8 protein-coding genes are annotated in these 13,406 nt (G+C 37.9%); 2 read left to right on the top strand and 6 right to left on the bottom strand.

The window, feature by feature from the left end:
* The first annotated feature begins 117 nt into the window (after positions 1–117).
* Positions 118–357, top strand: a complete 240-nt coding sequence (gene vapB / locus QS62_RS03880; RefSeq protein WP_066106219.1) for a type II toxin-antitoxin system VapB family antitoxin — start codon at positions 118–120, stop codon at positions 355–357.
* A complete protein-coding gene (vapC, locus tag QS62_RS03875; RefSeq protein WP_066106216.1) occupies positions 357–758 on the top strand; it encodes a type II toxin-antitoxin system tRNA(fMet)-specific endonuclease VapC in 402 nt (133 codons plus the stop codon). Before vapB ends, vapC begins: the two co-directional genes overlap by 1 nt.
* Positions 759–841: 83 nt before the next feature.
* On the opposite strand, the gene bioA is transcribed toward vapC, so the two are convergent.
* The 6 genes from bioA to aceE form a co-directional block, all read right to left on the bottom strand.
* The gene (bioA, locus tag QS62_RS03870) at positions 842–2,137 is read right to left on the bottom strand and encodes an adenosylmethionine--8-amino-7-oxononanoate transaminase (RefSeq protein WP_066106214.1); all 1,296 of its coding nucleotides are present in this window, start codon (positions 2,135–2,137) and stop codon (positions 842–844) included.
* Between the two features lie 169 nt (positions 2,138–2,306).
* Positions 2,307–4,175, bottom strand: coding sequence for a peptidylprolyl isomerase (gene ppiD, locus QS62_RS03865; RefSeq protein ID WP_066106211.1), 1,869 nt, complete (start codon positions 4,173–4,175; stop codon positions 2,307–2,309).
* A 116-nt stretch (positions 4,176–4,291) separates the two neighbouring features.
* Complete coding sequence (gene lon / locus QS62_RS03860) at positions 4,292–6,694, bottom strand: endopeptidase La (RefSeq protein WP_066106208.1); 2,403 nt, start codon at positions 6,692–6,694, stop codon at positions 4,292–4,294.
* Positions 6,695–6,865: 171 nt separating this feature from the next.
* Entirely contained in the window at positions 6,866–8,290 is a 1,425-nt protein-coding gene (lpdA, locus tag QS62_RS03855) for a dihydrolipoyl dehydrogenase (RefSeq protein WP_066106205.1), read from the bottom strand.
* Positions 8,291–8,393: 103 nt separating this feature from the next.
* The gene (aceF, locus tag QS62_RS03850; RefSeq protein ID WP_066106202.1) at positions 8,394–10,280 is read right to left on the bottom strand and encodes a pyruvate dehydrogenase complex dihydrolipoyllysine-residue acetyltransferase; all 1,887 of its coding nucleotides are present in this window, start codon (positions 10,278–10,280) and stop codon (positions 8,394–8,396) included.
* A 31-nt stretch (positions 10,281–10,311) separates the two neighbouring features.
* Positions 10,312–12,975 (bottom strand): pyruvate dehydrogenase (acetyl-transferring), homodimeric type, encoded by a 2,664-nt coding sequence (aceE, locus tag QS62_RS03845; protein WP_066106200.1) that lies wholly within the window; start codon positions 12,973–12,975, stop codon positions 10,312–10,314.
* Positions 12,976–13,406: the final 431 nt, after the last annotated feature.

The following is a 13,406-nucleotide window of genomic DNA, read 5'->3' as shown; positions in this document are numbered from 1 at the left end:
TAAAAGTAGGCTATGCCACAAGAAAGCCTAAAGTGAACAATATAAAATAAGAAATGATTTACAGATATCAAAAAATCTGTAGTATATACAAAAAATATATACAAAAAGGAGATGGTTATGACTATAGTAACTGCAACAGTTTTTATGAATAATAAAAGTCAAGCGATTAGAATCCCTAAAATCGCAGAATTACCAAACACCACAAAAAAAGTGAATATTATCATTCAAGGCAATACTCGTATTATCACGCCATTAAATAATGTTTGGGATAGTTGGTTTTATGATGGGAATACAGTATCTGATGATTTTATGTTAGATAGAGAACAACCACAAATGCAGGAAAGAGAGTCATTCTAATGCTAAAGTATATGTTAGATACTAATATTGCCATTTTTACCATAAAAAATAAGCCTGAACATTTGTTACCAATATTTAATGAAAATCAAGCAATGATTTGTATAAGCTCCATTACTTTAATGGAGCTTATTTATGGTGCTGAAAAGAGTACAAAAGTCGCACAAAATTTATCAGTTATTGAATCATTTTGTTCAAGATTAACTGTTCTAGATTATGATGAGGGAGCCACATATCATAGTGGTCAAATAAGAGCTGAATTGGCTAAAATTGGGCAGCCTATTGGTCCATATGATGCGATGATTGCTGGGCATGCAAGAAGTTTAGGCTTAACCGTTGTGACAAATAATGTCAAAGAATTTGCCAAAATAAATGGTTTAAGAGTAATAGACTGGAGTAAATAAATTGTAGAAGATCAAACTCAATCTGACAGTCCCTATTTAAAATTATAGTGCTAGTCAGATTAAATCTGAGCTTCTACAACTAATTATGATCCAAGTTGATACTCTTGTTTTATTGCTTTTAACATTCCCTTAATTAGTTTATCTAGTTCCTTATCGCTAATAATAAACGGTGGCATTACATAAACTAGCTTACCAAATGGGCGTAACCAGACACCTTGTTCAACAAAACGAGGTTGTAATGTTGCCATATTAACTGGTTGTTTCATTTCAATAACACCGATCGCTCCTAATACTCTGACTTCTTGCACACAATGCCAATCTTTGGCAACAGCTAATCCTTGTTTTAATTGTTGCTCAATACGCTGCACTTTCGCTTGCCAATCACTTTCTAATAATAGTTTGATTGAAGCATTAGCGATTGCACACGCTAATGGGTTACCCATAAAAGTTGGACCATGCATAAAGCATTGCGCTTCACCTGAGCAGATGATTTCTGCCACTTTTTCGCTAGTAATAGTTGCTGATAACGTTAAATAACCGCCCGTAAGCGCTTTTCCTAAACAGATAATATCTGGGATCACATTGGCGTGCTGATAAGCAAATAGTTTGCCAGTACGTCCAAACCCTGTAGCAATTTCATCAAAAATTAATAAAACACCATATTGTTCACATAAGGCTTTCGCTTTCTGTAAATAAATTGGGGAATAGAAATACATACCACCTGCACCTTGTACGACTGGTTCTAAAATCAATCCAGCTAAATTTTGATGATATTTTTCAAGCAGATCTTGTAGTGGTGCAATCGCCGCTTCATTCCACTCTTCGCCAAATTTCACGCTCGGTTGTGGTAAAAAATATTGAATAGGTAAACTTTTACTAAATAATGAGTGCATTCCAGTAATAGGATCGCAAACAGACATTGCGTGCCAAGTATCACCATGATAACCAGAACGAATTGTGGCAAATTGGTAGCGTTGGCTTTCACCTTTCGCTTGTTGATATTGAATCGCCATTTTCATTGCCACTTCAACAGCGACAGAACCGCTATCAGCAAAAAAGATTTTATTTAGCTCTGGTGGCAAAATATTTAATAGCGTTTGTGCTAATTGCACCGCTGGTTCGTGAGTAAAACCACCGAACATAATATGGCTCATTTTACTTAATTGTTGCTCTGCTGCCTGATTTAATACTGGATGGTTATAACCATGCAATGCAGCCCACCAAGATGACATACCATCTATTAATTGACGCCCATCTTTTAAGGTAATAATCACGCCGTCGGCTCGCTCAACGGGATAGATGGTTGGAGGATTAATGATAGAAGTATAAGGATGCCAGATACTTTCTCGGTCAATGGTAAGTAGATTGTCTAAATTCATAATTATGCTAGGGGTTATTGATATTTTTTATTAGATTGTGTGCAAATACACTAAAGGGTTTGTAGGTGTAAATCTACCCAAATCAAAAAGCTAATTAAAAGATACACTTGATAAATAATTAAAAGCTCCGCAATTTACGGAGCTTTCATATTGATATTAACTATCTCAATTACTGATCTTGTAATTGATCTAACATCTCTTGATTCACTTCTACTTTTGCTTTTTCCCTTAACGCTTTTAATAAAGTAGATTGCAAATCATTTTGACGAATTTGCATTAATTGAGTAACAAACGCTTGCTCTTGCTCTGGTGAAAGTTGTCCATCTTCCACTTTATCTAAAGCAATGACCACGATATCGCCATTATCTTCTGCGCCAACATGATAAGTCGGTTTATTATCCGCTGGCTTTGGCATTGCAAAAATTTGCTTATCTAAAGTTGGATTTTTGCTTTCTGCATAAACCGTTGTTAAATCTTGTTTAAACTCTACTGCTGAGGTATCGCCAGCTTGTAACTTCGCAACTAAGGCTTTTACTCGTTCTAACTCGATTTTTTCCGCTTTTTGGCGTTGTAATAAGGTTACAATTTGTGGTTTTGCTTCTGCTAAAGATTTAGTACCTGCCGCTTTATAGTCCATCACTCTGAACATTACGCTATGATTTTCACCAACGCTAATCATTGATGAATTCATACCTCCTTGCACTAAATCAGGGCTAAAGATTTCACTCACTACATTGCTGAAATTTAATGCAGCTGGTACATCATCACGTGCAAAGTAATCAGTTTCTTTAACTGTTAAATTACCCTCTTTTGCCGCTGCTGCTAAACCACTTTGATCTTCAAAACCTTTATCTGCCACTGCTTTTTCAACACTAAAATATTGGCGTGTAGCTAAATCTTGACGCACTAAATCAGCAATTTTGTTTTTCACTTGTTCTAGTGGTAACACTTTTGCTTCTTTACGATCTAATACTTTAATAATGTGATATTTGCCATCTACTTTTGTTGGTTGGCTATAAGCACCTACTGCTGTCGCATCAGCTGCTGTTTCAAACGCTTTTGGCAATTGTCCTGGCACTACCCAGCTTAAATCACCGCCATTCACTGCGGTTAATTTATCAATCGAATATTTTTTCGCTAATTGTTCAAAGTTTTCACCTTGTTGTAATTTTTGATAAATATCTTTTGCTTCTGCTTCTGTAGCAACTTGAATATGTTCAAGATGTTGGCTGGCTTGTCCTATAAATTGCGCTTTATTGTCTTGATAATATTGCGCAATTTCCACATCACTAACTTGTAGATTCTTCGCTAAATCATCTTTATTCAAATCAATATATTGCACTTTTACTAATTCAGGTGTCGCAAAAGCTGCTTTATGCTGATTGTAATAATTTTCTACTTCTTGATCTGAAATGACTTGTTTTTCTGCTATTGGTGCAATTGGGAAAGTGGCTAAACGAACAGTACGTTTTTGGAAAAATAACTTCACAAATTGTTGCTGTTGTTCCGCAGTTAAGAAATCTGTTCCTAACAATGAATTCATTAATTGCGACATAACTAAATCTTGACGCACAAGATTCGCATACTGCTCTGAAGTTAAATTATTGCTTGTTAATAATTGTTGATAAAGCGCATTATCAAATTTGCCGTCTTTTTGGAAATTTGGATTCATCACAATCGCTTGTTTTACCGCTTCATCGCCAACCCCTAGATTTAATTCATCAATATATTGACGTAATAACTCTTCATTAATTAAACGTTCCAATACTGATTTACGCAAACCATTGGTAAATTCTGCTGAATCTGCCACAGCAGCAAATTTATCACCCATTTGCATTGCTAATTGTTGATATTGCGCTTGGTATTGTTGTTGGAATAATTGTTGAGAAATTTCAACACCATTCACTGTCGCTGCGGATGTATTTTGACGTGAAATTAAATAGCCAGCAACGCCACTCAATACAAACGAAACGGCAATTACCCCCATTAATACTTTCCAGACAACACTATTTGTGTATCCGCGCAGTTTCTCCATCATAGTGAGATTTTCCTTATATGAATAAAAGACAATAATGTGCGAAATTATATAGAAAAGTTGCTTCTACTGCACCTATTAAAAAGCTGGTTGCTTTATTTCAACCAGCTTTTTGTCATTTAATTAACCGTTGAGGTAACACTTTTAGTGGTACGCTTCTTTGGTTTGGCAAGATCCTTAATAACCTCGATTCCCACCGGTGGTTTTTCCAACGCCAAAGCTAACACTTCATCAATCGTTTCAACTGGACGAATATCCAAAGCTGCTTTCGCATTTTCTGGAATTTCCTCTAGATCTTTCACATTATCTTTCGGAATCAAGACTCGTTTAATGCCACCACGATGCGCAGCTAATAATTTTTCTTTTAGACCACCAATTGGTAACACTTTACCACGTAAGGTAATTTCGCCTGTCATCGCTACATCAGCTCGAACCGGATTACCTGTTAAGCAAGAAACTAACGCGGTACACATTGCAATCCCCGCACTTGGACCATCTTTTGGTGTTGCTCCTTCTGGTACGTGAATATGAATATCACGTTTTTCGTAGAAATCAGGACTAATGCCTAATTGTTCCGCTCTTGCACGCACCACTGTCATTGCAGCTTGGATAGACTCTTTCATGACATCACCAAGCGAACCAGTGTAGTTAAGTTTACCTTTACCTGATACTGAAGCTGATTCAATTGTTAATAAATCACCACCCACTTCTGTCCAAGCTAATCCAGTCACTTCACCAATACGATTTTGGTTATCTGCCTTACCATATTCAAAACGTCTAACGCCTAGGTAATCGTGTAGATTACTGCTATCAACAACAACTTGTTTCAAACTCTTATCAAGCAACAAATTCTTCACTGCTTTACGACAAATTTTGGAAATTTCACGTTCCAAACTACGCACACCAGCTTCACGAGTGTAATAGCGAATAATGTCCAGAATAGCTTCTTCTTTAAGAACTAATTCTTTCTCTTTCAAACCATTACGTTCAATTTGTTTCTTCAATAAATGGCGAGTAGCAATATTTAATTTTTCATCTTCGGTATAACCAGAAAGACGAATAACTTCCATACGGTCAAGCAATGGACCAGGAATATTCATTGAGTTTGAGGTAGCTACAAACATTACATCAGAAAGATCATAATCCACTTCAAGATAGTGATCGCTGAAGGTATTATTTTGTTCTGGATCTAACACTTCCAATAATGCAGACGCCGGGTCACCACGCATATCCGCACCCAACTTATCAATTTCATCTAGCAAGAAGAGCGGATTTTTTACGCCTACTTTTGCCATATTTTGAATAAGTTTACCCGGTAATGCTCCGATATAAGTACGACGATGCCCACGAATTTCCGCTTCATCACGTACCCCACCTAGCGCCATACGCACATACTTACGACCAGTAGCCTGAGCGATAGATTGTCCTAATGAAGTTTTACCTACCCCTGGAGGTCCAACTAGACACAAAATCGGCCCGCGCATTTGATTGGTACGAGTTTGTACCGCTAAATATTCCAAAATACGCTCTTTAACACGCTCTAAACCATAATGATCATTATTTAAAACTTCTTCTGCTTGTTTTAAATCTTTTTTCACTTTGGTGCGCTTATGCCATGGCACTTGCACCATCCAGTCAATGTAACTGCGTACTACTGTCGCTTCTGCTGACATTGGTGACATCATCTTTAATTTTTGTAATTCTGCTTCTGCTTTTTCTTCAACGGCTTTTGGCATTTTGGCATCAGCAATTTTTTTCTTTAATTGCTGAATTTCATTTTCAACGCCTTCTACTTCACCAAGCTCTTTTTGAATTGCTTTAATTTGCTCATTGAGGTAATAATCGCGTTGATTTTTCTCCATTTGTTTCTTTACACGATCGCGGATTTTCTTATCAATACTGTTAATTTCCATTTCAGTTTGAATTAACCCGATCAACGCTTCAAAACGTTTTAGAACATCAGCCTCTTCCAATAAGCTTTGTTTTTTCTCAATACTTAACGGCATATTACCTGCTAAGGTATCAGACAATTTCTCTGGCGCATCAATATCTTTTAACGCGGCTAACACTTCCGGTTTCATCTTATTGTGTTGCTGTGTTGAGAATTTGTCTAATTCGGTTAACACCGTATTTTGGATAACATTTAACTCTTGTTGGTTGTCAATAATTTCTGGAATTTCAGTCACTAACGCAGAAAAGTATTCATCATCTGCAAAATGTTCAATCTTCGCTCTGCTTTTCCCTTCAACTAAAACTTTTACTGTACCATCTGGTAATTTCAATAATTGCAATATAGTTGCAATGGTACCAACTTGATAAATATCCTCTGCTCTTGGTTCTTCTAGATTTGCTTCTTTTTGCGTAACAAGTAAAACATCTCTACCACTTTCCATTGCCTCATCGAGACTACGAATTGATTTTGCTCGTCCAACATAAAGTGGCATCACAATATGAGGGAAAACAACGACATCTCGTAATGGTAAGACAGGAATTTGTTTTGTATCTGATAATTCTTTATTCATATTCTTCTTCTCTTGTCTATTGCACGGAATTCGAGGTATATGGGGGAGCTTTTGTTAATCTCAAGAGCTCTACTTCATTTTCGCGAGAAATAAGTAAAAAATCTGCACTCCAACTTTCGCTAAAGTGCAGACTTTTAGATTGTATTACGAAAAAACTAATTTGCTAACAAATTATTTTTTCTTTTTCGCTTTTGCGTTTGGTAAGTCAGTTACAGTACCTTCAAATACTTCTGCAGCAAGACCAACTGATTCATGTAAGGTTGGGTGAGCATGGATAGTTAATGCTAAGTCTTCAGCATCACAGCCCATTTCAATCGCTAAACCGATTTCACCTAACAATTCACCACCGTTAGTACCAACAATTGCACCACCAATCACACGATGAGTATTCTTATCAAAGATAAGTTTAGTCATACCATCTGAACAGTCAGATGCGATTGCACGACCTGATGCTGCCCATGGGAAAGTTGCCACTTCGTAAGCAATACCTTCTGCTTTACACTCTTTCTCAGTTTTACCAACCCAAGCTACTTCTGGTTCAGTATAAGCAATTGATGGAATTACTTTCGGATCGAAGTAGTGTTTTTGTCCTGCGATAACTTCAGCAGCAACGTGACCTTCGTGAACACCTTTGTGAGCTAACATTGGCTGACCAACGATATCACCGATAGCAAAGATATGAGGAACGTTTGTACGCATTTGTTTATCTGTACGGATAAAGCCGCGTTCATCTACTTCCACACCAGCAACATGTGCATCAATTAATTTACCATTTGGTGTACGACCGATAGCCACTAACACTGCATCATAACGGCGAGTTTCGTTTGCACCTTTACCTTCCATAGAAACATAAATACCGTCTTCTTTTGCTTCAACAGCAGTTACTTTAGTTTCTAATAATAGGTTGAATTTTTTCTCAATACGTTTAGTAAAGATCTTCACAACATCTTTATCAGCAGCTGGAATCACTTGATCAAACATTTCCACAACATCAATTTGTGAACCAAGTGCATGATAAACAGTTCCCATCTCAAGACCGATGATACCACCGCCCATAATTAATAATTTTTCTGGAACTTCTTTAAGTTTCAACGCATCAGTAGAATCCCAAACACGCGGATCATCATGTGGAATAAATGGTAATTGAATTGGACGAGAACCTGCCGCAATAATCGCATTATCAAAGGTAATTTTGGTTTCGCCATCTTCACCAGCAACAATAATGCTGTTGGCGCTAGCAAATTTACCATAACCATTAACAATTTGAACTTTACGCATTTTCGCCATACCAGCTAAACCGCCAGTTAATTGGCTAATTACTTTCTCTTTCCAACCACGAATTTTTTCAATGTCTGTTTTTGGTTCGCCAAAAACAATACCATGTTGTGCTAAAGATTTTGCTTCTTCAATGACTTTAGCTACATGCAATAATGCTTTAGACGGGATACAACCAACATTTAAACAAACCCCACCTAAGGTTGAGAAACGTTCAATAATTACAGTTTCTAAACCTAAGTCCGCACAACGGAATGCAGCAGAGTATCCTGCAGGACCAGCACCTAATACGACCACTTGTGTCTTAATTTCTTTATTCATGTTAAGCCTCGTTTTTCCCTTTTCTAACATCTTATCGTTAGATTCGGTATTTTAAATTTAATTTGTAACAAAAGCCTGAATCCTCAGGCTTTTGCTTCCATTACTACATGACTAAGCGGCGTAAATCCGACAACACACCACTGATATAGGTAATAAAGCGTGCACCATCTGCCCCATCAATCACGCGGTGATCGTAAGACAATGATAATGGCAACATTAAACGTGGAGTGAATTCTTTACCATTCCAAACTGGTGTCATTTCAGACTTAGATACCCCTAAAATTGCCACTTCTGGCGCATTTACAATCGGAGTAAAGTGAGTACCACCAATACCACCTAGGCTTGAAATAGTGAAACAACCACCTTGCATATCAGATGCAGTTAATTTACCAGCACGTGCTTTCTTAGAAATTTCAGCAAGTTCACGAGAAAGCTCGATTACCCCTTTCTTATTTACATCTCTAAATACAGGTACAACTAAACCATTTGGTGTATCTACTGCCACACCAATGTTGATGTATTTCTTCAAGATTAAACGCTGTGCATCTTCAGTAATTGAGCTATTGAAGTTTGGATATGCTTCCAATGCTTTCGCAACAGCTTTCATAATAAAGACAAGCGGAGTAATTTTAACATCAAGTTTTTGTTTTTCAGCAAGTACATTTTGTTCTTTTCTGAATTTTTCTAATTCAGTAATGTCTGCTTTATCCCATTGAGTAACATGAGGAATCATTACCCAGTTACGATGTAAGTTCGCACCAGAGATCTTCTTAATACGACTTAATTCAACTTCTTCAGTTTCACCAAATTTGCTGAAATCAACTTTCGGCCATGGTAATAAGCCTAAACCTGCGCCCGCATTACCTGCTGCCGCTGCTGGAGCTGCTGCACCAGATTCTGCGATCTTGACCGCATTCTTCACATAAGCTTGAACGTCTTCTTTTAAGATACGTCCTTTACGACCAGTACCTTTAACTTTATCTAAGTTCACACCAAATTCACGTGCTAAACGACGTACCACTGGTGTTGCATGTGCAAAACTTGCACTTGCAGTAACATCTTCAGTTGATGCTGCTGGTGCTGCCGCTGCTGCAGGAGCAGGTGTTGCTGCCGGAGCTGCTGCTTGTGGTGCTGGAGCTGGAGCCGCTGCTGGCGCTGCGCCTGCGACTTCAAAACGCATAATTAATGAACCAGTAGAAACTTTATCACCTGATTTCACTAAAATTTCTTTTACTACACCAGCAAATGGTGCAGGAACTTCCATTGAAGCTTTGTCACCTTCAACAGTGATAAGAGATTGCTCTTCGCTTACGCTATCCCCTACTTTCACCATAATTTCAGTAACATTCACTTCATCACCACCGATATCAGGTACATTAACATCTTGTACCCCGCCAGCTGCTGCAGGTGCCGCTGCTGGTGCTTCTACTGCTGGAGCAGAAGCGGCTGGTGCTGCGCCTGCGACTTCAAAACGCATAATCAATGAACCAGTTGAAACTTTATCACCTGATTTTACTAAAATTTCTTTTACTACACCTGCGAATGGTGCCGGTACTTCCATTGAAGCTTTATCACCTTCAACAGTAATAAGTGATTGCTCTGCAGTAACGCTATCACCAACACTCACCATAATCTCAGTAACATTCACTTCATCGCCACCAATATCAGGAACATTAACATCAACAACTGATGCCGCTGCTTTTGGTGCCGGTGCAGCCGCTGGCGCCGCTGCTGGCGCTGAGGCAGGTGCTGCTGCACCTGCTTCTTCTAATACGAACATTGGTGTACCAGTAGAAACTTTATCACCAACTTTTACTAAAAGTTCTTTAATTACACCTGCTTCTGGCGCTGGAACTTCCATTGAAGCCTTATCACCTTCTACATTGATTACACTTTGATCTACTTCAACAGTGTCACCAACTTTGACCATAACTTCTGTTACAGTAACTTCATCACCGCCGATATCAGGTATAAGAATTTGTTTTGACATGATTTTATATCCTTGTGATTGTTACAGTTAATTATGCGTGTAAAGAGTATGCTTTATCTGCATCAATACCATATTTGCTAATCGCTTCTACAAGTACTTTCTTATCTAAAGTACCTGCTTTGACTAATTGAGCCAATGCTGCAACAGCAACATGTTTCGCATCAACTTCAAAGTGTGAACGTAAGTTTTCACGACTATCTGAACGACCGAAACCATCAGTACCTAATACTAAATAGCTGCTTGCTGGAACATACGCACGTACTTGATCCGCAAATAGACGCATATAATCTGTTGCTGCAATCGCTGGTACATCATTCATCACTTTAGTGATATAAGGCACTTTCGCTTCTGCTTCAGGGTGTAATGTGTTGTAACGTTCGATTTCGTTACCTTCTCTCGCAAGCTCTGTGAATGATGTTACGCTGTACACATCAGAAGATACACCGAAGTCATTTGCTAATAATTGAGCAGCTTCGCGAACATGACGAAGGATTGCACCTGAACCTAATAATTGAACTTTGCCTTTACCTTGACCAGTTACAGTTTCAAATTTATAGATACCCTTACGAATACCTTCTTCTGCACCTTTCGGCATTGCAGGTTGATCGTAAGTTTCATTTAAGGTTGTGATGTAATAGTAAATATCTTCTTGATCTGGGCCATACATACGACGTACACCATCTTGGATAATTACTGGTACTTCGAATGCGAACGCAGGATCATAAGATACACAACTTGGAATAGTTAAAGATTGAATATGGCTATGACCATCTTCGTGTTGTAAGCCTTCACCATTTAAGGTTGTACGACCAGATGTACCGCCGATCATAAAGCCTCTTGCACGTTGGTCACCAGCTAACCACATTAAATCACCAACACGTTGGAAACCAAACATTGAGTAGTACACAAAGAATGGAATCATTGGTAAATCATTGGTGCTGTATGAAGTTGCAGCCGCTAACCAAGACGCAGTTGCCCCTTGTTCATTGATACCTTCTTGTAACACTTGACCATCTACAGCTTCACGATAGTAAGCCACTTGTTCGCGGTCTTGAGGCATATAGTTTTGACCATGTGGGTTATAAATACCAATTTGACGGAATAGACCTTCCATACCGAAAGTACGTGCTTCGTCCGCAATAATTGGCACAATGTGTTTACCAATTGATTTATCTTTCAATAACACATTTAATGTACGCACAAACGCCATAGTGGTTGAAATTGGACGAGATTGTGCTTCAAACAATTGTGAAAACTCTTCAATTGCAGGAACATCAAATTGTTGTGTAAAACGAGGTAAACGAGTTGGTACATAACCATGTAACGCTTGACGACGTTCATGGAGATATTTGTACTCTTCTGAACCTTCTTCAAATTTAATGTATGGTAATTTTTCGATATCAGCATCAGAAACTGGAATATTGAAACGATCACGAACATGTTTAACGCCTGACATATCCATTTTCTTAACTTGGTGAGCGATATTTTTACCTTCTGCTGCATCACCCATACCATAACCTTTAATGGTTTTAACAAGTAATACAACTGGTTTATCTTTAACTTGTTTTGCTTTATTTAATGCAGCGAATACTTTAACTGGATCATGACCACCACGATTTAATGCCCAGATTTCATCGTCTGTCATATCTTTAACTAATTCTGCTGTTTCAGGGTAACGGCCAAAGAAGTGTTCACGAACATAAGCACCATCTTTTGACTTCATTGTTTGGTAATCGCCATCAACAACTTCCATCATCAATTGTAGTAATTTACCTGAAGTATCTTTTTGTAGTAAGCGATCCCAACGACGTCCCCAAACAACTTTAATAACTTCCCAGCCTGCGCCGTTAAAGTTACTTTCTAATTCTTGGATGATCTTACCGTTACCAGTTACTGGGCCATCAAGACGTTGTAAGTTACAGTTGATTACGAAGATTAAGTTATCTAATTTTTCACGAGCAGCGAACGCTAACGCACCACGTGATTCTACTTCGTCCATTTCACCATCGCCTAAGAACGCATAAACAGTTTGATCTGTAGTGTCTTTTAAGCCACGATTATTTAAATATTTTAAGAAACGCGCTTGATAAATCGCATTCAATGGCCCTAAGCCCATTGATACAGTTGGGAATTGCCAGAATTCTGGTAATAATCTTGGGTGAGGGTAAGAAGATAAACCTTTACCATGAACTTCTTGACGGAAATTATCCATTTGTTCTTCTGTTAAACGGCCTTCAACAAATGCACGCGCATAAATTCCTGGTGCGATATGACCTTGGAAGAACACTAAATCACCGCCATTTTTCTCGTTACGAGCTTTGAAGAAATGATTGAAACAAACTTCATATAAAGTCGCAGAAGATTGGAAAGAGGCCATATGTCCGCCTAATTCAAGATCTTTCTTAGAGGCACGTAATACTGCCATAATCGCATTCCAGCGAACTGCACCACGAATACGACGTTCAAGATCTAAATTACCTGGGTAATTAGGCTCTTCGCTAACAGGAATAGTATTGATATAGTCTGTTGTCATTCCAGTAGGAAGTGAAACATTATTTGCTCTCGCACGTTGAATAAGTTGTTCAATAATATATTGAGCTCGTTCAACACCCTCTTCACGAATCACTGAATCGATTGCCAACAACCAATCGTTGGTTTCAATCGGATCCACGTCATTTTTTACCATATCCGACATGGGTTCTTCCTTTTATGTATTATAAGTTGACAAAATGCTGTAATACTTTTAATAACAAAAGTATTAAGCGACTGATAAAACATGTTCTGTTAAATTAGACCTGTGAAATCAGCGAATGGACTTCACAATTTATTAACTAATTTTAGAAATTTTATTAGATTTTTTGAAATAAAGATAGTTGAAATTAGTTTCAAAATAACAAAATTTTCTAAAATTGTCTATTTTATGACTACTGTCACACTTAATAGGTAGCTTGGTCTATCCTTTGTTTTTACCATTATGAAAAGATTCTAAATGGCTTGTCTTTAGGCTATCGCCCAAATCATTCTATTAATTTTTGCCTTTTTGCTATGCCTTTATTTTGCAATTGCACTGAATACTATTAGTCTTTTTGCTATTTTGTGATCGTCATCACGTACTATCATTAATCT

Origin of the sequence: Gallibacterium salpingitidis (assembly GCF_001678495.1) — a bacterium.
Taxonomy (GTDB): domain Bacteria; phylum Pseudomonadota; class Gammaproteobacteria; order Enterobacterales; family Pasteurellaceae; genus Gallibacterium; species Gallibacterium salpingitidis.
This window is presented reverse-complemented; position numbering and strand designations above follow the sequence as displayed.